Source organism: Pectobacterium fontis (assembly GCF_000803215.1).
Classification (GTDB): domain Bacteria; phylum Pseudomonadota; class Gammaproteobacteria; order Enterobacterales; family Enterobacteriaceae; genus Pectobacterium; species Pectobacterium fontis.
The window spans coordinates 70,059-91,341 of sequence record NZ_JSXC01000004.1 but is presented as its reverse complement, the minus strand read 5'-3'; the positions used below and the strand labels follow the sequence as shown (position 1 = coordinate 91,341).

Sequence of the window (21,283 nt, the reverse complement as noted above, 5' to 3'; positions counted from 1 at the left end):
GCTAAATCAAGGACAGATCAGATGTCATCGTCGCTAAAAATTATCTCAATCAAAGCGAAGTTGATGAACTGAACCGCGTGGTCAATATGTGGCTGGATTTTGCTGAAGATCAGGCCAGACGTCGGCAGCAGATATTTCTACGTGACTGGCAGGAAAAATTAGATCAATTCCTGCAATTCAATGATCGTGATGTATTAAAAGGTGCAGGTACGATCAGCAAGAAAATAGCAGATGACAAGGCTCAGGCTGAATATGAACACTTTGCCGAGCAACAGCGCCGTATAAAAGAAGCAGAGGGCGAACGGGATATCACTGAACTATTACAGTGGCAAGCCAGCCCGAAAGCTAAGGATGTGCCATGAGTATGCAATATGTTCTAAAATTCCTGCACTGACATTACTTACTAACCTAGATTTAACAGCGTCCAGTGACTTCAGGTCGTGTGACGTAGGCTGATTAAAGTACATCCAGATTGCCGGGGGCTGTGATTTTAAATAAACTGTATCATATCGCTGAACGTAGCTACAGCAAACGTTTTTATCGGTTAATGGGGCGGTGATAGCCGTTTGAAGTTCCTGAGCAGATGGCATACGCAACACGAGCAGAAAAGGGATATATTGCGATAATGCTCGCAAAATCAGTGGGATTCAAGTCTCCTGTTGCTCTCAGAATGTTACCTCACGCCACCTTATCAACGTAGATAACCCTGTGATGTTCGGCGTCAGTGATACTTTGCATATGTGAGATTCTGGCGATGAGTAAAAAGGTGAGCAGGTCCTTTATGCCATATTTTCTGTAGATATTATTTTTCATGTTGTTGGCAGTTTTATGGGTTATCACCATTTTCCTTGCGATGGTTTTTATTGCTACTCCGTCCAACCAATAGCCGAAAAATACTTTCTCATTCGGTGATAACGATATCGTTTTGCCTTTTATTTCTCTGAACGATGACAGGGCAGAGATCACTTTTTTAATCGTACTCATCGATGCATGTTTTGATAACAGCAATACCTTTTTAGCCACCATTACTGGTGTATGTTTGCGGTTGTTCAGAATAATGATGAATGTCCGTTGATGATCGGTAATGATGTGAGTCAATAGCGTCATGTCGATACCGTGTTCAATATCAACAACAGTGATGGGTACACTGCCACCATCCATACTTCCCAGACAGGCAAACGCTGCCGTAGTGAAAGGGCAGCGGCTGAATATCTCAATGCTCATGGCGACAGTGATTCAGTAGAAAAATAGCAACGTGATGTCTCTGACGGCGCATCATCCCTGTAACAGCTTTAATACGTTTCCTGACTGCTGATTGGCTTGCGACAAGACGGACAAAGAAGCTTGTTGCAGGATCTGGGATTTTGTCATCGCGGAAACCTCAATGGCGTAATCCGCATCCATTATGCGTGAGCGGGCGGCAGTGGTGGCAACCTTCTCCTGTGACAACACGGTAGTGACGGATTCAAAGCGGTTCATCTTGCTACCGTATTCACTGCGGTAACCGTCCAGCGTTTTCAGTGCGTTATCGAACGTTGCTAATGCCGCACTGGCCTGTTCTGGTTTACTTAGCGTCACAGAGGAAAGCCCCAGTGACTGGCTGTCTGCTGGCGTTGGGTTGAGGGTGACCGTTTGCAATTCATCACCGAAATTCGCCCCGACAACAAATGTCGTTTCCTTGCTGATTGGTACGGAAGGCGGTAAAGGTGGGGCCGGCTCCGTGGGTGTGGGCAGTTCATCCCAGCTTGCGTTGCTGTAAAACATGCCGCTGCCAACCACAATGACAATCAGATCTTCTGTCACCTCATCAATATGAATTTTTTCCAGTCGGTTTGCAGCCCCCACATTCCCATCGTTAAATCCCCCGGTGTTGGCATCTTCAAAACGGTCGCCATCACCGCTGTAGGTGATGGTCATACCTTGGTCAGTTGTCTGTGCCCCAGTATTGATATTGTATTCCCCGGCTTGCAGCAGCGAATCTGCCGAGTAGGTGGCTCCAGGTAAAAAGCCGTTATCTTGCGTAATCACGGCGGTATTCATGGTACTTTCATCTGTCACACCGTTTGCTGACCAGACGATATCGGCGTCTGTGCCTTCTGCGGGCGTACCGGCCAGATGTCTGCCGTCTCGCGCAAAGAGCTGGATATCGTCATCGGCGCTTAATGAGTCGATGGTGATGGTGATATTTTTTGCGCCAGCAGGAATGTAAGCTAGTGAGACCACCCCGGAAGGAAATTGATACTGCGTATTCGCATCCGTAAATTTCTCTGCCAGTGGCAACGTGTTGCCCAGTTTGACAGGCTGAGGGCCCGGTTCAGCAGGTGCCAGTGGATAACGACCAAAGATCTGTGTCGATGAGGCAAGGCGGTCAATCTCTTCCCTAATCTGCTGATATTCACTGTTCAGGCTGGCCTGATCGGTATCGGACAGCGTACCGTTTGCCGCCTGCACCGCGAGTTGCCTGCCGCGCTGTATCAGGTTATTGATGGTACTTAACCCACTCTCGGCAGTTTGCATCAGGCTGAGACCATCTTTCATTCCGTTGGTGATGACGCTGTTGGCATTCAGATTGGCAGTCATCCGGTTGGCAATAGCCTGACCAGCGGCATCATCCTTCGCGCCGTTGATGCGCAGACCCGATGAAAGTCGTTCAATCGCCTGGCTCAATCGGGTGGCCGATTTATCCTGTTGATTCCGTATCGTTAAATGAAGAGAGGTAATCGGCGTCATTGCGCACCAGTCCTGATTTGGCAAAAACAACGGGATGATTTTTATCTGCTGATTATTGATTTACCGGATAACAAGCAATAGTTAGCCCTTCCCGATAATGGAAATAAAAACAGATAAAACATTACGTTATGGTTATTTTCGGCAATAGCTTATCGACGGTGGCGATCAAAAGATAATCGTTTTGATAGATCGATGCGATCGTATCGATCGGCGTTACCGATCAAAAGCGCTCTGAATCAGTGTTCACGTAACGGCATGAAAATTAAGCAGGTCGGTAGTCTGCCCAGTAACCAAAGCAGGCGAAGAAGACATATTCTTCAATCACCGCCCGTAGTGTTGGCTGAATGCGCAGGCGGGTGTTAATCCATACCTGAACCTGTCTATCGGTTTTATCTGCCAATGATGCCCATTCACGATAAGACACGCCGTCAAGTAGCTCAGACCAGCACAGTAGCGTCAGTATTTCCCGAATGCCGGGGTCGTTTTCCCGATCAAATAATTGCTGAAGACTGTCACTCAATACCTCCAGATGCAGTCGCTCACATTCGCTGATTAGAATACCACTCAGCATAGGGTATCGGCGGAGATAGCGAGCAGCCTTCACTGGCAGAATAGCTCTGCTACCAGCTTCAATGCGTGATATCCCTGATTGCTGCATTAGCTTGGTGGGAATAATCAGATGCGCTTTACACTGGCCAGGCAGAGACACTGTAGTCAGACGCAACTGGTGGAAGGTATTAATTTTTCTCGTACTGATACCCTGACGGATGGCGTGCGTTGTACTGTCATCAAGATGACTCTGGTACTTATCCAGCAATGTAGATAGCGTCGTGTTACGTGTCATTTGGAAAATGTCTCCAATATGCGGAATAACAGACAGCCCGTGTCCTCCGTGGAATCGGATAGTGGTCTGTTATTCGCATTTTGATAAAAAAGGGGGAAAGATGTGACTACTGGCGAGATTGATCGATACGTTGCTGTAACCAGATTTCGACTTCACTTTGCAGCCAGCGGGAACTGCGGCCCAGCTTAATCGGCCTCGGAAATTCACCCAGTTGAATAAGCTTGTAAAACCATTTGTCGGTTAATCCGGTCAACTGGGTGATAAATGCCATATCGACGAACTGGTCGTCAAGAAGGCGATAATCAGTAGTGGTGCTCATCGTTTTTTCTCCTCTGGTGAATGGAGAAGGAGCCGGAAAAATAAAATTGGCGAACTCCTTCAAATGATTCACCAGCGGAGTAATTTTTTACAAATGAGAGCGGCGTTTGTTTCTGTTGCGTCCTCCATTTTTACATTGGGAAGGAATATCGCTGCACTGATAAATAATCCTCTCCGTTTTCTGATCCTGTTTACTCAGGTAACTCAAGATATATAGCATGTCGTCTCGACCAGTATTGTTGTCCCAAGAGGTAACGCGCTCACCCTGTACGTTATAGTATTCCTGGGGGCTACACCAATGTGTATAACCCGCATCATCGGTAATATCATCCCAGAGTTCAGCTACAGAAAGAAACGTATTCCATGTCTTACGGTGTTTCTGACCGTTAAGGTAAAATGCTGCATGGATATGAAAGCCATGAACTTCGGTATATTCCAGTACCCACACGTACCCTACAAGTCCTTTTATACTCAAGCTTTGTTGGAGTAACTTAACCATGTCCCCTACAATGGTATTTTTATCTGAGTGCTTAAATTCGTAACTCGTTTTAATGTACGCGAAGTCTACGCGCAACATCAGTAACTTTGAGTAACGCAGGAACAACATCTCCTGATGTGCTCTAAGTTTTTGGTTCAGATGCATGTCATGCTGATAGTTTGGATTGATGCTTTTACACTGACGTTTTTTCATGATGTCTATTCCGGTAGGTTTATCTCATGATAATTATTCAGTGCGTTAATTTTTAACGATAAACGGAGTATGACTGATGGGTTTTTTTATATTAACATATCCGAGTTCGAGTGTTTTTAATAATTCGACTAGTAACTAAGTGAAAGGTGTTACTATTTATCTAACAGTGATGGCTGTATTTATTAAATAATACTTTATTCCTTAATCAACCACATCAGCGACGAATCACCCTCATGTCATGAGGTCGGTTCATATAAATTATCACATTCCATAAGTTTATTGTAAATCTATACCCCAAATAATTCGAGTTGCAGGAAGGCGGCGAGCGAGGGCATCCCGATGAGCTTACTTGAGTAAGTGATTCGGGTGAGTGAACGTAGCCAACGCACCTGCCACTTGAAGTGTTACTGGTATATAACTATTTGATTTTATGTTTTTTACTACAAATAAAATTGTATGATATCTGTTATGAATCACACATGAATAACCTGAAAAACACGACTATACGCATCAGTAATTCGTAAGAAAAGATGCCTTTTTCATGCTTTTAGATAGCCTGATTTTAGCTTCATGAATCATGGTTTTTTGATGATGTTTGTAGTAGTTTAATTAAAAAATGAAGATACCAGCAATGGAGGGTAGGAGATGGTTAGGTATATTGAAGTTAAGTCCATTAGGGAGGGGGTTTATCTTCTCTGGCGGATGGGACATTCTGAAGAGGCAAGACGATTTTCATTCGGCACACAGAAAAATTTGCAACTGATTAATGATAAGATAAACAGTATTATTAATGCTGATGTGCATGAGGGTGACGGAGTCACGCGCATTACAAAACATGTGCTCCGGTATAGCGCAATTTACCGTGAGCATAGCGTCGATGAATCACAACTGGTATGGATTAAACAAGATCAGTATGGTTGTATGTATTTTTGGCTACGGTTAATAAAAGAATATGTGACTTTCTACTCTGAAGATGCGGATGATGTATATCCTCAATACTATTTTCGTCGAAAAAGACATCTCTGGCTTATTGGTGAACATTTACCTTCGGCGATACCTGATACACCTGAGCAATGTTATCTGGCTACATTGTCTATTCTCGATATATTACTGACCCAGACAAATAAACATGACTCAATTACGTCTGAAATAAAAAATGATTACTTAAATAACAAAAAAATGTTCAGAAAGGATTTCTCATGGATGGTCGATGCAGGAAAAGAAAATATTGAATGGATAATGGAGCAGTTTTGTTCGGAACGTCGCATATTTAGGAATTTCAGAGATGTCAACATCATTCCTGAGATGCAGGTTTTTGCCATTCCTGCAATATATTATCTCTGGAATGAAGAATCGGCAGAAAAACAACTTTTTCTAAATACGTTGCGAAAACGCTATGCAAATATGAAGCATCGTAAGAAAGTTGCCACCAAAGCACCAATAAATATTCGTATTTCTGAAAACTCTAAAAAAACGCTGGTAAAACTTGAGAAACGTTTTAACCGTAACAGGGCTGATGTGATCGAATTTCTGATAGAAAAAGCATGGGCAGAACTGAATCAGAAAAACTAAAAAAATCTCAGTTATATATCACCTCATTGGATTACCACCCATTTCAATTCATCAGGCCATCCATCCCGGATGGCCTTTTTCATTCTGAGGTTGATATGAAAAAATCATCAGGCTATGCCCTGATACGCCGTCATCTGCGGCGTTATCCCCGTTCGTTACGTCATGCACTTATGCAGGAATTGACCCGGTTGGTCACCTATGAACCGGTGATTGGCATTATGGGCAAAACCGGCGTAGGAAAATCCAGCCTATGCAATGCGCTGTTTCGCAGCGAGGTCTGCGCGGTGAATGCTGTCGCAGCCTGTACCCGTGAACCACAGCGAATACGTCTGCGTTTTGGTCGTCATTATCTCACGCTGGTTGATTTACCCGGTGTCGGTGAAAGCCAGCAACGGGATGAGGAATATCGCGCACTGTATCAATCCCTGTTGCCGGAGCTGGATATGGTGCTGTGGGTCTTGAAGGCAGATGATCGCGCCTATTCTGCCGAGGAGCAGTTTTATCGTGATGTGTTCGGCTTCGTGAACGGTGAGCATCCGCCGATACTCTGGCTACTCAATCAGGTCGACAAGATTGAACCGAGCGAGGAATGGCACTGGGCCTCTGCACAACCGTCATTCAGGCAGCGGGAACATATGGCGCAAAAGCAGGCGGTTATCGGGCAACAACTCGGTATCGTGGCAGAGAACATTTTGCCGCTTTCCGTTAAAGGCCGTTATCAACTGGGAAAGATGGTGGAGGCGATGATAACCCTTCTCCCAAAGCAGGCCCGCAGTCCGGTCATTCCGCATTTGCGTGCCGAACACCAAACCGACAGCGCGGTACAGCAGGCTAGGGCAGGATTTTCCGACACGGTGGTCAGTGCGGTGGATTGGGTCATTGATCACTCTCCGTTGCCTCAGGTGGCAAAGCAGGTGCTGCATGGTGTCACCCATTCTGTTGCCAGAGCGGCGAATGCTGTGTGGTCTTTCTTCTTCGACTAATGTTTTTGCTGCTTCCCATCAGGTTTCTTTATCGTCACCGATCGATTTTGTCGATCGAACCGATCGAATTGATTTGTTATACCGCCATTTCTCCCCGCTATAAAATCGACATTCCACTCTGAGAATTTTTTACTTTTACGAATCAATAACATGTTCATGTAACGCGTATGCGTCTGGAGGGCAATGATGCCGTTGTTACTGCTTTGGGTTGGACTGGCAATCGTACTGGGATGCGTGGCATCCAGTAACGGTCGCTCATTCTGGGGCTGGTTTATTTTGGGTATGGTCATCGACCCGTTATTGGCCGGATTGCTGTATTACCTGATTTGCAGAGAAAAATAATATGCGAACGCTGTTGAAGCTGTTTGGCCGCTTTATGCGCTGGTATATCACGCTGGTGATTTTTATGGCCTGCCTGCTTTTCATCATCAATACCGTTGGCGGATGGGCCGGTTTTTAACCGAAAGCCCTTCCGAAGGAAAATCACAATGAAAACACAACCTGCACTGCCATGCAGCGGGATGCTGCTGGCCTCCCTGATTGTTCTTCCCATTTTGTCTGTACAGGCAAAGCCTGCTGACAATGAACCGCGAATTATCACCGACAGCGGAGGGCATATGGTTTGCCATCTCTGTGGACCCGACAGAAAAGACAGTTTCTTTATTTCTGACTATCCACAGGGTTATAAAAATAAAACGGATCAGTACAGCAAGTTATGGGACATGACGCGCTATACCATTCTGCTGAATGATGCCATTCCTGCTTATACGGCTAACCGGACACCCGATTTTTATTACATCGATAAATATGCAGCCTCTCCCACCGTTCACTTTATTGAGTTTGACGATGACCGCTCTGATTTATCGGCTGTAGCCACCGTGTCGGTTACGGAAAATAAAAATAACACGCTACTCACTGTCACCTGGAAGAATGGAGAGAAAAACCGTTTCCAGATGAATAACCAGGCTCTGGCGTATCAGGCACAAATTCTGAGAAACACGCAGGACCAGCTTTTTTGCCGGAATTGCGGAGACAGTGGTAAGGATGTGCTGGTTCAGGGCGCGGATACCGCCAGCCTTTATACCCGTTTGACCGACACGCCGTATTACGCCTTTCTGGAACAACGTGCCGGGATGGCCTGCCCGGCAGGAAGTTGGTATGCCGTCAATAAAACCAACCCCGCTCCTGAAATCAAGACGATTAGCATCAAGGATTGCAGTGAAATCGTGAAGATTGACAGCACCCATGATGCCGACAAAACCACGCTTAACCTTACCCACTACAACGGAAAAAAGGACTCGCTGACATTCAGCCATCGTTGAGTGTTATCCCCTCTGGTCATTGACCGGCATCGGCCTGTCGAATAAAGGAAAATATCATGAAAAAAGCACTCATCGCGCTGTGTCTGGGATTGTGCTCGTTCAGCGTTTTTGCAGAAAACGCGCCAGTCAGAGTGAAAAGCTATATTGCATCAGGAAACTGGTACGCCGGTCCCTATTATCCAAGGATATCCGTGACGGCGTTAACAGATGCTGTCGTCGTCAAAGACATTACGGTTAATCGGGGAAATTGTAAGCATCTTTCCGAAGCGTCCTGGAAGCCCGTTCGACTCCGTTTCGGCAGCACTTTTGAAACGACATTCAAGTCAAAAAACTGGGGAGCCGAATGTAATGTCCTTGAAATCATTGTTGATACCGATCAGGGCAGATGGGAATTCAGGATGGAGTAATCGCTGACCTTATTCGCTATTCCATAACCAATACCTCGTGCGTCTGCGCGAGGCATTGGATTTATGTGCTCTTATCATCCATTTCACCCTGCTTTTTCATCATCCACCGTTTAGATAAGGAATCACTATGTCATGTAATTCATTGGCAGGCAGCGTTGCGTCCAGAGAGCAGCGCATCATCAAAATGGCGCTGTGCCTGCTGGAAAAACGGGTGCGTAAAAATGTGCGGCAGTTCAAAACCTCGGAGGACACCAAAAGTTGGTTACTGCTGGAGCTTAGCGGCCTGGAGCGTGAAGTCTTTATGGTGCTGTATCTGAATAACCAGCATCGTCTGATAGAAAAGGAAGTTATCGCGCTGGGCGGTATCAGCAGTACCGAAGTGCATCTGCGTGAAATCCTCAAAGCCTCACTGCGTCATAACGCCGCTGCCGTGATATTGGCACACAATCATCCTTCCGGCTGTGCCGAGCCCAGCCAGGCTGACCGTCATATCACCGACAAGCTGAAGGAATCACTGTCACAACTCGACGTCAGAGTCCTCGATCATCTGGTTGTCGGCGGCGCTGAAGTGGTGTCGTTCGCTGAACGCGGCTGGCTTTAATGACTGTATTTACTACCGCGCTTTTATAAGGAAACAATCATGCCATCATCGGATACCCCGGAATGGGGACTAAAATGTGCCATCACTCCGCGACTCGGAGCCAGACTGGTGCAGGAAGGTAACCGTCTGCATTATCTGGCAGACCGGGCCAGCTTTATCGGTACGTTCAGCAAGGCAGAAGCCCGTAATCTGGAACACGTCTTCCCTGAGCTGATTAAGCAGTTGGAACAGAAAATGCGAACAGGAGAACTGAATCCCCGCCAGCAGGGTTGTGTCACGTTGCATCGCAACGAATGGACTTGTGAAGCTGATACGCTAGGCAGTGTTGGCTACGTATATATTGTTATTTATCCAACTTCGGCTGCAACACGCTAACTCGCTGTTTTTCTACTCATTCTGTGCATTTTCCTGATTCTATCGACCTAACCTGAAGAGAGTATTCTCATGCAAACAACACCTGCAATCCCGCCACGGGAGGATAACCCCTGTCCGTCACCTATAACCGTCTGGCAACAACTACTGACCTACCTGCTGGAAAAGCACTACGGCCTGACGCTGAACGATACACCATTCTGTGAGGAAAACGTGATTCAGGCGCATATCGATGCTGGCGTCACGTTAGTCAATGCCGTCAATTTTCTGGTGGAAAAATACGAACTGGTGCGTATCGATCGCAACGGCTTTAACTGGCAGGAGCAATCGCCGTTTCTTACCACTGTTGATGTTCTCCGTGCCAGACGCGCTACTGGCTTGCTCAAAGTATAAAGACTGCGAGCCGCTTTCCAGTAATACCGCACCAAATCTATTTATTCCTCTCCTCAATGCATAATGCGCCAGCCCTGACCGGCTGGCGCATTTGCTTTTTATGTATGGAACACAAACTATGCAAACTGAACCTGAGGTGTTAACCGAACACACCGAGCTGATTTGCTCGACCAACATTGAGCGTATCATCACCGGACGTGATGCTGCGCTACAACAGATAGAACAACTCCTTAATCAGCTACAGTCGATCTCAATGCTAACGGCGACTATCGGTGGCGGCACCGCCGAAGACTGGGCATTAAAGCAGGGGCATCGCTACGATTGCTGGCTGACAGAAACGCCAGCTAAAGCGATGCCCGCCATCACTCGCACGTTGGATCGTAATATCTGGCGTGACCTGATGCTGAAATCCGGCATGCTGTCGCTAATGGACGCCGAAGCGCGCAGCCAGTGGCACAAGAATCTGGAAGAGGGTGACCTACCGGCCATCAGCGAAACCAATATTCTCAGCACATTTGAGCAGCTTCACCAGAGCAAGCGGGAGGTATTCGAGCGTGGGGTGATCAATGTGTTTAAAGGCTTGTCTTGGGATTACAAAACCAACCATCCTTGTTACTTCGGCAAGAAAGTCATCATCAGTAACCTGGTGACATACAACCGGTGGGGCTTTGGCCTGAACTGGGGCTGGCGACGCGATCAGCTGGCTGATCTGGAACGTATGCTTTATCTGTTGGATGGAAAACCGATTCCTGATAGCCGGGGCGATGTCACCATCCGGCTAATGGACCATATCCGTTATAACCCGCACAAGCAGGAATACGAGGATGAGTTTTTTAGCGTCCGTTACTTTCAGAAAGGCACCGGGCATCTAACCTTTAAACGTCCCGACTTGATCGAGAAGATGAACGACATTATTGCTAAACATTATCCAAGGATGTTGGCGGCGAGGTGATCACATGACGTAGCAGGGATGCTGATGTTGTGTTTGCCACAGGTAGTGACGCTAACAGAATCATGCTATTTTAATAAGTATTATTAACTTTTATTAAAAGGTGGCATTCATGGGACAACCAGCAAAACAGACGATCAGTGCTCAGATACCCGCCGAACTTGCTGCTGCGGTTGAAAGCCTGGCTATTGAACTGGATAGATCCAAAAGTTGGGTGATTAAAGAAGCGTTGACCGCAATGATTGAAGAGAGAGAACGGCGGCATCAGCGGATTTTGAAAGGCCTTGCTGATGTTGATGCGGGAAGAGTAGTAAGCCATGCAGATGTGATCGATTTCGCCAACAAACTGAAAAAGTCATAATCAATGGAAATACGTTGGACGCAAAAGGCACAGGATGACTTGGAACGTATTTATGGGTTTGCCAGTCAGTACAGTCGGCAACATGCTGACGAGGTGTTAGATCGCTTGATCATCGGCACTACGGGGCTTGCTGACCATCCAAGAATCGGCGTATCTCAGACAAGATATGAACCACGCGAAGTGAGAAAAATCTTGTTTGATGATTATGAAGTTCACTATGAAATTCAGCACGATACTATTTATATCGTCGATCTTTGGCATACACGAGAAGATCGCTGAATTTCGTTGTCTTTGGAGTAAAACATGACGATGAGAGATCGTATTCAGTCCAGACTGAGACGTTCCACGCATTATGTCTTCACTCGTGATGACTTCAACGATATTGGCAGCTATGCCCAAGTTGGAAAAGTATTATGTAGTCTGGTCAGTGAAGGCCTATTGTTGAAAGTGGGTTATGGGGTATACACCAAAGCTCGTCAAAATAGCATTACCGGCAACATTATGCCTGCTGCACCAGGGGGATCTTCAGCCGTAATTATTGAAACGCTGGAGCGTTTAAATATCCCTTATCGTTTTGTTGGCGCAACGGCAGCGTATAACAGTGGAAAATCTACGCAAATCCCAGCCTCTCTGGAAATAGAAACCCCACCGAGTTTTAAGAGAGTGCTTAGCGTAGGGAACAGTAAGCTCAATTGATGACTTGAAGCATTAGCTCTTTCCTTAATCGTATTTGCTGCTATCGATATAGTGTAGTTCTATCTTACAGCTTGCTGATATTGCTGAAACGGCAAAGAGATTGCCAATTAACCCTGATTGGTGTTTATAACGCTATTACGTGTTTTAATGCTGTTTACCGATTTCAGTAGGGTATGTTCCATGTTGCAAAACAAGATCAAACAGTTTCGTACCCAGCTATCTATCACTCAACGTGAGCTGGCAGAAAGAGTGGGAACCAGTCAGCAACAGATTCAGCGCATAGAGACAGGGAAAGTTGCCGCAAAGCTAGGTTTGGCACAGACGATATGCGCTGTTTTGAATAAGCCGTTAAGCGCAGTGTTTCCTGATGGTGATGAAGTGTTAAAGGAGTTCCGCACTTATCGTACTCAGACTGATGAAGAGCTGGATAGCTGTGCTGCCAATGGTATTGAAATGGATAACGGTATTTGGTCCGTGAAGATCTACCTGAAAGGACATCAAGATCCACTCTGGCTGCCAATATCTGCGGCTGATAAGCGTCGATTCTTTGCCTATTTTCAAGAGAAAACAGATCCAGAGATTGAGCGATTTTTTATATTCGATTCAGAGCAGCATCGCTATGCGTTAAATACCCGCGAAGTGGCATTTCACCAGTTTCTGTTTGAACCATTTACTCCTATTTACGGCGATGGTGATGAGCATGGGACTGAAGATATCTATTATAATGTCCACATTGCGCTGGAAAACGGCGGCCCAATTATCGGACTGAGCGTCGAATCGGATGAGCCTGAAAACGAAGAGACAGGAGCCTTAGGACAGTTAGACGGACTCTTTGATATGCTTGAGTCTGGCCCTGAAAAAACAGCACGTTATGTGATAGCCGATGTTGACGGAGAAGATGCTTTTATCCGTATTGGCTCAATCGCTATGGTGAAGGTTTCGCTTGATGCGCTAGAGCCTGTTGAAGATGGTGACGATGAAATTTAATTAATTGATTTATATAGTTTTTTAAAATAAATGAGGCTGAGTATATATGTGAGTATACAATATAATATCACTGGTTTTTAAAATTATATTTATCAGTTGGTTACGTTGTAAAATTCGGTCCGGCCTTCGCACCATTGTATGAAAATTAAGTCACCTCAGGGTGGCTTTTTTTTATGTCCGTAATCGTCCAGTGACGTCAATATATATCTGTAAAATAACGATTTTAATTTAATTCTCATCTCTGCGTTTTTGTCTTTTTTATCCACAGTGGTCTTTTTTCGTCCATTGACACCCAGATGATTTGGGGGTCAAGATAAGGGTCAATTCACTTCGATTATGAGTTGACCCCCAAATTATGGCACTGACCGACGTTGTTGCCCGTACCGCCAAGCCCCGTGAAAAGCCTATAAGCTCGCGGACGCGCACGGCCAGTATCTTTTGGTAAGTCCTAACGGCTCTAAGCGCTGGTATCTCAAGTACCGCTTTGAAGGTAAGGAAAGCCGGATTGCGTTCGGTGCCTATCCGCTAGTCTCGCTGGCAAAAGCCAGAGAGAAGCGTGATGAGGTAAGATTGCTGCTGTTGGGAGGTATCCACCCAACGGAAAAGCGTGAAGAAAAAAAAGAGCAGGCGCAAGAGGCGTTGAATACTTTTGCCAAGGTCGCGCAGGACTGGCACCGAAACATTAGCCAAAACAGATGGTCAGAAACACACGCCGGACGGGTATGGCGCGATATGGAACGAAATCTACTGCCTGCTATCGGGCATCGCCATATTGCCGACCTGAAAACTAAAGACCTGCTCGAACCGCTGAAAGTCGTCGAACAGAACGGTCATCTTGATTTGGCGTCACGGTTGCGCCAACGCGTCACCGATATTATGCGCTACGCGGTGCAAAACGATCTGATAGAGCGCAACCCCGCGCAAGACCTCTCCGGCGCGATAGCCGCGCCAAAAGCCACCCATCGGCCAGCTCTGAAGCTGAATAAACTGCCTGATTTTCTGGCAAGGATAGAACGCCACAAAGGGCGGGCGTTAACCAGACTGGCGTTAAAACTCACGCTGTGCGTTTTTATCCGCTCCAGTGAGCTACGCTTTGCCCGCTGGCCGGAAATCGATTTTAAACGCGCCATGTGGACGATACCGGCTGAACGTGAAGCCATCCCTGGTGTGAAGCACTCACAGCGCGGCGCAAAGATGCGCTCTGAACATCTGGTGCCGTTATCCCGACAGGCTTTAGCACTACTGGAAGAGATTAAGGCCATCAGCGGCGCTCATGAACTGATCTTCCCCGGCGATCGTCGGCCAACCAAACCGATGAGTGAAAACACTGTCAACAACGCATTACGAACAATGGGCTATGACACCACCACCGAAGTGTGTGGACACGGCTTTCGCACCATGGCTTGTAGCGCACTGGTGGAGTCCGGCCAGTGGTCACGGGATGCGGTAGAGCGCCAGATGAGTCATCAGGAATGCAACGGCGTTCGTGCTGCCTATATCCACAAAGCGGAACATCTGGATGAGCGCAGGCTGATGCTGCAATGGTGGGCGGATTATCTGGATGCCAATCGGGAAGCGTTTGTGGTGGCGTATGAGTTTAAGAGAGCTTACTAAATTATATAAATTTACTTTGCATTAAAATAACGTCATGGAGAGATAATAAGATGAGTGTCGAGGTAGCAACAGCGGTCGGATTGCTTGCAATACCATTGTCAGCGGCATTAGGGTTTGTAGCAATTATAATTGGACATGCTGGATTTAATTCTGATAAGAAGAAAAAAATATCTAAATCAATAAGTAATATTAATCTGGGCTCAGAAGCAATAAATGGATTTTCTGATTATTGGGCTGGTTATTATTTTAAATTATTTGGTGATGGATTTTTCTCAAAAAGACAGCTAATAACCATTCCACTATTTACTATATTATATTCATTTATATTGTTTTTTGCTTGGTTTATGTATTTTCTAATTTTTCTTAATCCTAACAAGATAATTCCAGAGCAAATTCCAATGCCAATTAAATTAGCTATTCATGATTTTTATTTATATGGCATATGGTATTCTATTTTACTGGATTTCATATCTATTCAATTGACTAAAATGTATATAAAATCAAAAGGTAAATCTAACTTTTCGTTCATGAAGTCTGTTTTTTATTTTTTATTATCTATTTTTATTGTTTACTTTATTTTTACAACAATTATTTACCAACTTAAATTAGATGCAGCTGATGATTTATATAATAAATTTGGCTTATATCTTGAGTTAAGGCCTACGTTGAACTATGAACCATTTGAGTCAATAAATGAATCTTTAAATTTGATTGAGAGTAGTACGTTCATGGTCGTGACATCAAAAGGAATCTTGTCGAATTACTTTGTCCCTCAGGCAGTCATGTTTTACAGTTCTTTTATTTCTCAGATATCTTTACTTTTGATATTTCTTTCTTATTTACTTTCAAGAATTCTTATTAAATTTAAAATATTATCTATAGATTTTGTGAAGGGGGTTGGAACTGCAAAGTATACGGCCTATGGATTTCTTGGTTTAACGATAATTTCTTTTTTATTTGTTTTAATGCTTGTGGTAATCATATACTTGATAGTTTCATCATAAAGATTAACCAATAATTTAGATTGTGCATTTATTTTTGAAAAATATTCTCATTATCCACCGCGCCAGCCCCTTTTTTGGGAGGGGCTGGCGCTCATCTTTCTTATGTGGATGATTTTCCAGCTACTCATCATATCCAAGTATCATGTTGCCAGATCGTTTTCCACCATATAGAAGTAGCAAGCCGGGATGTGTAGCACCGACGCTAGCCGACAAGCCAGTGCAAAATCCGGCTTATAAATACAGCGCTAATCTTAACCCAGTGACAGCTTAAGCTGCATCCCGCAAGCAGCGGCATACCGTTGTAAGGTTGAGATACTCGCACTGGAAACATTTCTCTCAAGGCGGCTCACCGCAGGTTGGCTTACACCCATGCGCGCGGCGATCTCTGTACTTGTCAGACCTGACTTGGACTTCATTTCGATCAGAACAGCGCGAAGCGCTTCTTCTTGAGTTTCGTCCTCATACGCTTTTTTAACTTCAGGATTAGAAAGCGCTTTCGCTTTAATTTCAGAGAAGTTGATACCTTTAACTGCCATCTTTCAATTCCTCCCATCTTGACTTTGCCAGCGCTGTTTCAGCTTTCGGGGTCTTAGGGGTTTTCTTTACGAATGTCCTTAAAATATAGATCTTACGTCCTTTTGCGTAAGCAAAAAACGTTCTGCTGATGTCTTTTCTACCAACCCGTAGCTCAAACAACCCACCTTCGATGATGTCTGTGTCTGGATATCTTAGCTTTGGCTCTTTAGCTTCAAGCTTTTCAAGCCCTTTAAGCGTTTTTGCTTGCATGACCGGTTCGAGATCATAAATTTCGCTTGCAGCTTCGGGGTGAAAAATCAATTCATACATGTCAATCCCCATTATTAATGGGGGATATAACTAATAAGTTATAATAACTCAAATGTTATATTTAGTGTGTATCGGCAGAGTAAAACATTAGCAAGCTATCCCCCACCTGATTCCGTTGCGAGAGCGGCGTGATCCGTTCCCCCTCAAAGGCGATCAGGCGATCCTTCTCCAGCTTGTCCAGCCTGCGGGTAAACTTCTTGTTGAAATGTATCCGAGCTATTATACGTAGACATGGTCTAGGGCTGGGGTGATCCATTAAGGGTGATTCACACATGGGTAAACACTTTCTTGTCTGTATTTTTGCACTGTTTGCTTTTTCTGCCAGTGCCGGAAATGGTGGATATATGGGCCAGTCTGGTAAATCCGGTGCTGATGGTGGGAATGGCTCGGATGGCGGCAGTTCAGATCATTCGCCGGGGCGGGCAGGATGTCCGGGCGGAACGGATCCCGATCAGAATGGCAATTTTTATCTCCCGGGAACGAAAGAACAATGTAATCCAGGCCCGCAGGACTCAGCAAAAAGTGGTCGTTCTCTTTAATGCATAAGAGGCGATAGGGTAATTACCCGTCGCCTTTGTAAGGCGTGCCGCGTCGCCGCGGAAATTTTCGGATGCTATACCTGATAGGGATGCTTGCACAATTTGCGGCTCGCAGGCAAAGGGGAAACAGTGAGGGGATTACCAAGCGTCTCGATCGGGATACCCGATCGAGACGTTAAAATGGAGACGATTAAACGGCTTTTGCCAGTTGCTGTTGGCGGTTGCTGGCTAACCAGTCGCTGATGCGTTGTTTCTGCGCGTCATCGAAGCGCATGCCCAGTTTAGTCCGGCGCCAGATGACGTCATCCAGCATGACCGCCCACTCTTTTTCGACCAGATAGCGCAGTTCCACTTCATACAGGTCATGACCGAAATCTTCACCCAGATCGCTGATTCCTTTCACGTTGTTCAGAATCAGTTCGCTGTTTGAACCGTACGTGCGGCTGTAACGACGCGTCAGTGACTCAGGCAGATTGAAGCGGCGACGCAGTGCGGCGGCGTAGTCATCACGCGTGCCAGCAATATCGCCACCCGGCAGTACGGCACCTTTCGTCCAGGCTTTACCCGCTTGCGGGTAGTATTTGTGTAGCTTATCCAGCGCGTGTTCTGCCAGCTTACGGTATGTTGTCAGCTTGCCGCCAAACACGGAAAGCAGTGGAGCCTGACCGTGATCATCATCGACTGACAGCGTGTAATCGCGGGTAATCGCCTGTGGAGAATCGGACTCGTCATCGCACAGTGGGCGCACGCCAGAGTAAGTCCAGACGATATCGTCACGCGTAAGTTGCTGTTTGAAATGGTCGTTATACACATCCAGCAGGTAGCCGACTTCGTTATCGTCGATCTTCACATCGTGCGGATTACCTTTATATTCGACGTCGGTGGTGCCGATGATCGAATAGTCGTCCTGCCACGGGATCACGAACACGATACGGTGATCTTTGTTTTGCAGAATATAGGCCTGCGGCTGGTTATGGACTTTCGGCACCACGATGTGGCTGCCCTTGATCAAACGGATGCCGTAAGGCGATTTCAATTGCAGGCCGTCATCAAAGAATTCTTTCACCCACGGGCCGGTCGCGTTCACCAGACCTTTAGCGCGCCAGGTAAAGGTTTCACCGGTCAGTGAATCAACCGCGTCCACAATCCACACGCCTTGTTCACGGCGAGCGCGGGTGACCTTGGTGCGAGTACGGACATCGCCGCCACGTTTGATGACTTCCTGCGCGTTTAATACCACCAGACGCGCATCGTCCACCCAGCAGTCAGAATATTCAAAACCTTGCTTCAGCTCAGGCTTTAGCACGGAATCTGCACCGAATTTTAATCCCTTACTGGCAGGCAGGCTAACGCGTTTGCCAATGTTGTCGTACATGAACAGGCCGATGCGAATCATCCAGGCCGGACGCAGGTGCGGCTGATGAGGCAAACGAAAGCGCATAGGGAAAATAATGTGCGGTGCCATTTTTAGCAGCGTTTCACGCTCAGACAGCGCTTCGCTGACCAAACGAAACTCATAGTGCTCAAGGTAACGCAGGCCGCCGTGAATCAGCTTGGAGCTGGCGGAGGACGTGGCACAGGCGAGATCCTGTGCTTCCAACAACAGGACTGATAGCCCTCGCCCAGCCGCATCTGCGGCGATGCCTGCACCGTTAATTCCGCCGCCGATAACGATGAGATCTTTGGTTTTCACGTTTCTTCCTCCACCCTCGAATAAATCAAAATGTTCGTTTTCGAGCATTATAATAATCGAAAACAAACAAATCAGCCAAGGGTTAACCAAATAAAAACATTTATGCGTGACGAAGCTAACAATATGATGATGATTGTCACATTAATTTAAGGGTTATTGGGGCGGAATGGTGCGATTTTGTCGTCATGCTTCACATTGAGTGAATCGCTGTTTTTATAAATAACCTTATAATCATATAGGTTTTATGCCGCTGAAGGCGGGTTACAATGACGCCAGTTGTTACTAACACTCAGTCCATTATTAACAAGGTTGTCACTTTCGATGGAACAATTTGAAGCTATTAGTATTGAACAAGCTCATGCCCGCTGGCAGGAAGGGGACGTTGTGGTTGATATTCGCGATCCACAGAGCTTCGCCGCAGCCCATGTTCCCGGCGCGGCGCACCTGACGAACGAAACGTTGTCTGATTTTGTGCGCGGAGCCGATTTAGAAGCGCCAGTCATGGTGATTTGCTACCACGGCATTAGCAGCCGCAATGCTGCACAGTATCTGATTAGCCTGGGTTTCGATTCGGTGTACAGCATCGATGGCGGCTTTGAAGCCTGGCAAACCCGCTACCCGCAAGATACGCAGGCGCAAGCCTGAACGCATGACGATTAGCGTTTTGATTATCATGTTCCTTACTCAACTCACTCACTGGCGCTCCCCGCTATGATGATTCGCGTTATTACTCTCTCTAACCCACGTCTGGCTCAGGCATTTGTTGATTACATGCGCACGCAGCAGGTTCATCTGGAAATGCGGCCCCAGGGGCATGAAGCAGAACTGTGGCTGGAGGATGAAACCCAGTTGAAGACGGTTCAGGAAGCGCTGGAGATTTTTCTGCGTGACCCGACAAATCCGCGCTATCTGGCAGCCAGTTGGCAAACGGGAACGGTGGATGCCGGTATTCAATACCAACGCTATTCTTACCTGCAAACGCTGAAACAAAAGGCAGGGCCGCTGACGCTATCGGTGATGGTCGTCACGATTGCGGTGTTCATCCTGATGCAAATTTCAGGCTATGAAAGCGTGATGACGTGGCTGGCGTTTCCGGCGGAAGGGCAGCAACTACAGTTGTGGCGTTGGTTCAGTCATGCTTTGTTGCACTTTTCCCTGTTACATCTTTTGTTCAATCTGATGTGGTGGTGGTATCTGGGGGGGCCGGTTGAAAAAGTGTTGGGAACCGGCAAACTGCTGGTCATCACGCTGGTTTCTGCGCTGGTCAGCGGCTGGGCGCAGTCGTGGTTCAGCAGCACCTATTTTGGTGGCTTGTCCGGCGTGGTTTATGCCCTGATGGGCTATGTCTGGCTGCGAGGGGAAAGAGAACCTGACGGCTATTTATCTATGCCGCGTAGCCTGATGGCCTTCGCTTTACTGTGGCTGGTTGCCGGATATTTCGATATTTTAGGCATGTCGATCGCGAATGCGGCGCATGTGGCTGGGCTGGTTGTCGGGCTATTGATGGCCTTTTGGGACACGTATAATAAAACAAACCCCCGGTGAATCGGGGCGTCTTAGGGGATAAATGTGAAGCAGACACAACGGCATGACGCCATTATTGAACTGGTGCGTCGGCAGGGATATGTCAGTACTGAAGAGTTGGTGGAGCATTTTGCGGTGAGCCCACAGACCATCCGTCGCGATCTGAACGATTTGGCCGAACAGAATAAAATCCATCGCCACCACGGCGGTGCGGCCTTGCCGTCCAGTTCAGTAAATACGGCCTACCATGACCGTAAAATGATGTGGTCGGATGAAAAAGCGCGTATTGCCCGGCGGGTGGCGAGCCAGATTCCAGACGGTGCGACCTTGTTTATTGATATCGGCACGACGCCTGAAGCGGTGGCTTATGCGTTGATGCAGCATAAGGATTTGCGCGTGGTCACCAACAACCTGAACGTGGCAACGCTGCTGACGGCAAAAGAGGATTTTCGCCTGATTTTGGCCGGTGGCGAGGTGCGTACCCGCGATGGTGGCATCATGGGCGAGGCGACGCTGGATTTTATCTCCCAGTTCCGTCTGGATTTCGGCATTTTGGGCATCAGCGGTATTGACATGGATGGGTCATTACTGGAGTTTGATTACCATGAAGTGCGCACGAAACGGGCGATTATTGAAAATTCTCGCTGCGTCATGCTGGTGACGGATCATTCCAAGTTTGGGCGTAATGCGATGGTGAATTTGGGCAACATGGATTTGATCGACTATCTTTTTACCGATCAGTCACCACCACCCAGCGTACTGAAAATCATTGAACAACATAAGGTACAGTTGGAGTTGTGCTGAGCCGATGTGCCTTTTCCATGACGGACAAAGGAG

Annotated in this window: 26 protein-coding genes and 2 pseudogenes; 20 read left to right on the top strand and 8 right to left on the bottom strand. The window is 46.6% G+C overall.

What is annotated here, in order from left to right:
* Positions 1–14: 14 nt before the first annotated feature.
* Positions 15–362, top strand: a pseudogene (gene rhuM, locus OI69_RS02445) (RhuM family protein); the annotation flags it as partial.
* A gap of 316 nt (positions 363–678) precedes the next feature.
* Here rhuM and OI69_RS02440 read toward each other — a convergent pair.
* The 5 genes from OI69_RS02440 to OI69_RS02420 all read right to left on the bottom strand — a co-directional run bounded on the left by OI69_RS02440 (position 679) and on the right by OI69_RS02420 (position 4,583).
* Positions 679–1,224, bottom strand: a complete 546-nt coding sequence (locus OI69_RS02440; RefSeq protein WP_039345663.1) for a helix-turn-helix transcriptional regulator — start codon at positions 1,222–1,224, stop codon at positions 679–681.
* Positions 1,225–1,275: 51 nt separating this feature from the next.
* Positions 1,276–2,730 carry a flagellin N-terminal helical domain-containing protein gene (locus tag OI69_RS02435; protein ID WP_039345660.1) on the bottom strand — a complete coding sequence of 485 codons (1,455 nt, stop codon included), beginning with the start codon at positions 2,728–2,730 and terminating at the stop codon, positions 1,276–1,278.
* 262 nt (positions 2,731–2,992) lie between these two features.
* Positions 2,993–3,574 (bottom strand): hypothetical protein, encoded by a 582-nt coding sequence (locus tag OI69_RS02430; RefSeq protein ID WP_039345658.1) that lies wholly within the window; start codon positions 3,572–3,574, stop codon positions 2,993–2,995.
* Positions 3,575–3,680: 106 nt separating this feature from the next.
* A complete protein-coding gene (locus OI69_RS02425; RefSeq protein ID WP_039345655.1) occupies positions 3,681–3,893 on the bottom strand; it encodes a helix-turn-helix transcriptional regulator in 213 nt (70 codons plus the stop codon).
* 87 nt (positions 3,894–3,980) lie between these two features.
* The gene (locus tag OI69_RS02420; protein ID WP_039345652.1) at positions 3,981–4,583 is read right to left on the bottom strand and encodes a YagK/YfjJ domain-containing protein; all 603 of its coding nucleotides are present in this window, start codon (positions 4,581–4,583) and stop codon (positions 3,981–3,983) included.
* A gap of 645 nt (positions 4,584–5,228) precedes the next feature.
* Here OI69_RS02420 and OI69_RS02415 point away from each other — a divergent pair.
* The 15 genes and pseudogenes from OI69_RS02415 (at position 5,229) to OI69_RS02340 (ending at position 15,844) form a co-directional block, all read left to right on the top strand.
* Positions 5,229–6,155 (top strand): hypothetical protein, encoded by a 927-nt coding sequence (locus OI69_RS02415; protein ID WP_039345649.1) that lies wholly within the window; start codon positions 5,229–5,231, stop codon positions 6,153–6,155.
* A 95-nt stretch (positions 6,156–6,250) separates the two neighbouring features.
* On the top strand, positions 6,251–7,138 hold the full coding sequence (locus OI69_RS02410; protein ID WP_039345674.1) for a GTPase family protein: 888 nt from the start codon (positions 6,251–6,253) through the stop codon (positions 7,136–7,138).
* A 183-nt stretch (positions 7,139–7,321) separates the two neighbouring features.
* Positions 7,322–7,480, top strand: coding sequence for a hypothetical protein (locus OI69_RS19760; RefSeq protein WP_154715508.1), 159 nt, complete (start codon positions 7,322–7,324; stop codon positions 7,478–7,480).
* A 146-nt stretch (positions 7,481–7,626) separates the two neighbouring features.
* The gene (locus tag OI69_RS02395; protein ID WP_039345644.1) at positions 7,627–8,460 is read left to right on the top strand and encodes a hypothetical protein; all 834 of its coding nucleotides are present in this window, start codon (positions 7,627–7,629) and stop codon (positions 8,458–8,460) included.
* A 56-nt stretch (positions 8,461–8,516) separates the two neighbouring features.
* A complete protein-coding gene (locus OI69_RS02390; RefSeq protein WP_039345641.1) occupies positions 8,517–8,867 on the top strand; it encodes a hypothetical protein in 351 nt (116 codons plus the stop codon).
* A gap of 127 nt (positions 8,868–8,994) precedes the next feature.
* Positions 8,995–9,468, top strand: a complete 474-nt coding sequence (gene radC / locus OI69_RS02385) for a RadC family protein (RefSeq protein ID WP_039345638.1) — start codon at positions 8,995–8,997, stop codon at positions 9,466–9,468.
* Between the two features lie 39 nt (positions 9,469–9,507).
* On the top strand, positions 9,508–9,843 hold the full coding sequence (locus tag OI69_RS02380) for a type IV toxin-antitoxin system YeeU family antitoxin (RefSeq protein ID WP_039345635.1): 336 nt from the start codon (positions 9,508–9,510) through the stop codon (positions 9,841–9,843).
* A gap of 69 nt (positions 9,844–9,912) precedes the next feature.
* Positions 9,913–10,233 carry a TA system toxin CbtA family protein gene (locus tag OI69_RS02375; RefSeq protein WP_039345632.1) on the top strand — a complete coding sequence of 107 codons (321 nt, stop codon included), beginning with the start codon at positions 9,913–9,915 and terminating at the stop codon, positions 10,231–10,233.
* A gap of 118 nt (positions 10,234–10,351) precedes the next feature.
* Positions 10,352–11,185 carry a DUF4942 domain-containing protein gene (locus OI69_RS02370; RefSeq protein ID WP_039345629.1) on the top strand — a complete coding sequence of 278 codons (834 nt, stop codon included), beginning with the start codon at positions 10,352–10,354 and terminating at the stop codon, positions 11,183–11,185.
* Positions 11,186–11,294: 109 nt separating this feature from the next.
* The gene (locus tag OI69_RS02365) at positions 11,295–11,543 is read left to right on the top strand and encodes a CopG family ribbon-helix-helix protein (RefSeq protein ID WP_039345626.1); all 249 of its coding nucleotides are present in this window, start codon (positions 11,295–11,297) and stop codon (positions 11,541–11,543) included.
* A 3-nt stretch (positions 11,544–11,546) separates the two neighbouring features.
* Entirely contained in the window at positions 11,547–11,822 is a 276-nt protein-coding gene (locus OI69_RS02360; RefSeq protein ID WP_039345623.1) for a type II toxin-antitoxin system RelE/ParE family toxin, read from the top strand.
* Positions 11,823–11,846: 24 nt separating this feature from the next.
* Positions 11,847–12,239: a DUF6088 family protein gene (locus OI69_RS02355; protein ID WP_039345620.1), complete on the top strand. Its 393-nt coding sequence runs from the start codon at positions 11,847–11,849 to the stop codon at positions 12,237–12,239.
* 180 nt (positions 12,240–12,419) lie between these two features.
* Complete coding sequence (locus OI69_RS02350) at positions 12,420–13,226, top strand: helix-turn-helix transcriptional regulator (protein ID WP_039345617.1); 807 nt, start codon at positions 12,420–12,422, stop codon at positions 13,224–13,226.
* Positions 13,227–13,581: 355 nt separating this feature from the next.
* Positions 13,582–14,840 (top strand): annotated as a pseudogene (locus tag OI69_RS02345) (tyrosine-type recombinase/integrase).
* 50 nt (positions 14,841–14,890) lie between these two features.
* Entirely contained in the window at positions 14,891–15,844 is a 954-nt protein-coding gene (locus OI69_RS02340; RefSeq protein ID WP_039345615.1) for a hypothetical protein, read from the top strand.
* Between the two features lie 251 nt (positions 15,845–16,095).
* On the opposite strand, the gene OI69_RS02335 is transcribed toward OI69_RS02340, so the two are convergent.
* Both OI69_RS02335 and OI69_RS02330 read right to left on the bottom strand, forming a co-directional pair.
* Complete coding sequence (locus OI69_RS02335) at positions 16,096–16,380, bottom strand: helix-turn-helix domain-containing protein (RefSeq protein WP_039345612.1); 285 nt, start codon at positions 16,378–16,380, stop codon at positions 16,096–16,098.
* Positions 16,370–16,690, bottom strand: a complete 321-nt coding sequence (locus tag OI69_RS02330) for a type II toxin-antitoxin system RelE/ParE family toxin (protein WP_039345609.1) — start codon at positions 16,688–16,690, stop codon at positions 16,370–16,372. The genes OI69_RS02335 and OI69_RS02330 overlap by 11 nt, the downstream gene beginning before the upstream one ends.
* Before the next feature lie 272 nt (positions 16,691–16,962).
* On the opposite strand from OI69_RS02330, the gene OI69_RS02320 reads away from it, so the two are divergent.
* Positions 16,963–17,229 (top strand): hypothetical protein, encoded by a 267-nt coding sequence (locus OI69_RS02320; RefSeq protein ID WP_039345604.1) that lies wholly within the window; start codon positions 16,963–16,965, stop codon positions 17,227–17,229.
* Between the two features lie 190 nt (positions 17,230–17,419).
* On the opposite strand, the gene glpD is transcribed toward OI69_RS02320, so the two are convergent.
* Positions 17,420–18,922 carry a glycerol-3-phosphate dehydrogenase gene (gene glpD, locus OI69_RS02315; protein WP_039345601.1) on the bottom strand — a complete coding sequence of 501 codons (1,503 nt, stop codon included), beginning with the start codon at positions 18,920–18,922 and terminating at the stop codon, positions 17,420–17,422.
* A 321-nt stretch (positions 18,923–19,243) separates the two neighbouring features.
* Between glpD and glpE the strand changes: the two genes are divergently transcribed.
* The 3 genes from glpE (at position 19,244) to OI69_RS02300 (ending at position 21,250) form a co-directional block, all read left to right on the top strand.
* On the top strand, positions 19,244–19,567 hold the full coding sequence (glpE, locus tag OI69_RS02310) for a thiosulfate sulfurtransferase GlpE (protein WP_039345597.1): 324 nt from the start codon (positions 19,244–19,246) through the stop codon (positions 19,565–19,567).
* Positions 19,568–19,633: 66 nt separating this feature from the next.
* Positions 19,634–20,467, top strand: a complete 834-nt coding sequence (gene glpG / locus OI69_RS02305; RefSeq protein WP_039345593.1) for a rhomboid family intramembrane serine protease GlpG — start codon at positions 19,634–19,636, stop codon at positions 20,465–20,467.
* A gap of 24 nt (positions 20,468–20,491) precedes the next feature.
* Positions 20,492–21,250, top strand: coding sequence for a DeoR/GlpR family transcriptional regulator (locus OI69_RS02300; RefSeq protein WP_039345589.1), 759 nt, complete (start codon positions 20,492–20,494; stop codon positions 21,248–21,250).
* Positions 21,251–21,283: the final 33 nt, after the last annotated feature.

Coding starts and splice junctions, on each gene's coding strand:
- OI69_RS02440 (WP_039345663.1), bottom strand. CDS start 1,224: ATGAGCATTGAGATATTCAGCCGCTGCCCTTTCACTACGGCAGCGTTT.
- OI69_RS02435 (WP_039345660.1), bottom strand. CDS start 2,730: ATGACGCCGATTACCTCTCTTCATTTAACGATACGGAATCAACAGGAT.
- OI69_RS02430 (WP_039345658.1), bottom strand. CDS start 3,574: ATGACACGTAACACGACGCTATCTACATTGCTGGATAAGTACCAGAGT.
- OI69_RS02425 (WP_039345655.1), bottom strand. CDS start 3,893: ATGAGCACCACTACTGATTATCGCCTTCTTGACGACCAGTTCGTCGAT.
- OI69_RS02420 (WP_039345652.1), bottom strand. CDS start 4,583: ATGAAAAAACGTCAGTGTAAAAGCATCAATCCAAACTATCAGCATGAC.
- OI69_RS02415 (WP_039345649.1), top strand. CDS start 5,229: ATGGTTAGGTATATTGAAGTTAAGTCCATTAGGGAGGGGGTTTATCTT.
- OI69_RS02410 (WP_039345674.1), top strand. CDS start 6,251: ATGAAAAAATCATCAGGCTATGCCCTGATACGCCGTCATCTGCGGCGT.
- OI69_RS19760 (WP_154715508.1), top strand. CDS start 7,322: ATGATGCCGTTGTTACTGCTTTGGGTTGGACTGGCAATCGTACTGGGA.
- OI69_RS02395 (WP_039345644.1), top strand. CDS start 7,627: ATGAAAACACAACCTGCACTGCCATGCAGCGGGATGCTGCTGGCCTCC.
- OI69_RS02390 (WP_039345641.1), top strand. CDS start 8,517: ATGAAAAAAGCACTCATCGCGCTGTGTCTGGGATTGTGCTCGTTCAGC.
- radC (WP_039345638.1), top strand. CDS start 8,995: ATGTCATGTAATTCATTGGCAGGCAGCGTTGCGTCCAGAGAGCAGCGC.
- OI69_RS02380 (WP_039345635.1), top strand. CDS start 9,508: ATGCCATCATCGGATACCCCGGAATGGGGACTAAAATGTGCCATCACT.
- OI69_RS02375 (WP_039345632.1), top strand. CDS start 9,913: ATGCAAACAACACCTGCAATCCCGCCACGGGAGGATAACCCCTGTCCG.
- OI69_RS02370 (WP_039345629.1), top strand. CDS start 10,352: ATGCAAACTGAACCTGAGGTGTTAACCGAACACACCGAGCTGATTTGC.
- OI69_RS02365 (WP_039345626.1), top strand. CDS start 11,295: ATGGGACAACCAGCAAAACAGACGATCAGTGCTCAGATACCCGCCGAA.
- OI69_RS02360 (WP_039345623.1), top strand. CDS start 11,547: ATGGAAATACGTTGGACGCAAAAGGCACAGGATGACTTGGAACGTATT.
- OI69_RS02355 (WP_039345620.1), top strand. CDS start 11,847: ATGACGATGAGAGATCGTATTCAGTCCAGACTGAGACGTTCCACGCAT.
- OI69_RS02350 (WP_039345617.1), top strand. CDS start 12,420: ATGTTGCAAAACAAGATCAAACAGTTTCGTACCCAGCTATCTATCACT.
- OI69_RS02340 (WP_039345615.1), top strand. CDS start 14,891: ATGAGTGTCGAGGTAGCAACAGCGGTCGGATTGCTTGCAATACCATTG.
- OI69_RS02335 (WP_039345612.1), bottom strand. CDS start 16,380: ATGGCAGTTAAAGGTATCAACTTCTCTGAAATTAAAGCGAAAGCGCTT.
- OI69_RS02330 (WP_039345609.1), bottom strand. CDS start 16,690: ATGTATGAATTGATTTTTCACCCCGAAGCTGCAAGCGAAATTTATGAT.
- OI69_RS02320 (WP_039345604.1), top strand. CDS start 16,963: ATGGGTAAACACTTTCTTGTCTGTATTTTTGCACTGTTTGCTTTTTCT.
- glpE (WP_039345597.1), top strand. CDS start 19,244: ATGGAACAATTTGAAGCTATTAGTATTGAACAAGCTCATGCCCGCTGG.
- glpG (WP_039345593.1), top strand. CDS start 19,634: ATGATGATTCGCGTTATTACTCTCTCTAACCCACGTCTGGCTCAGGCA.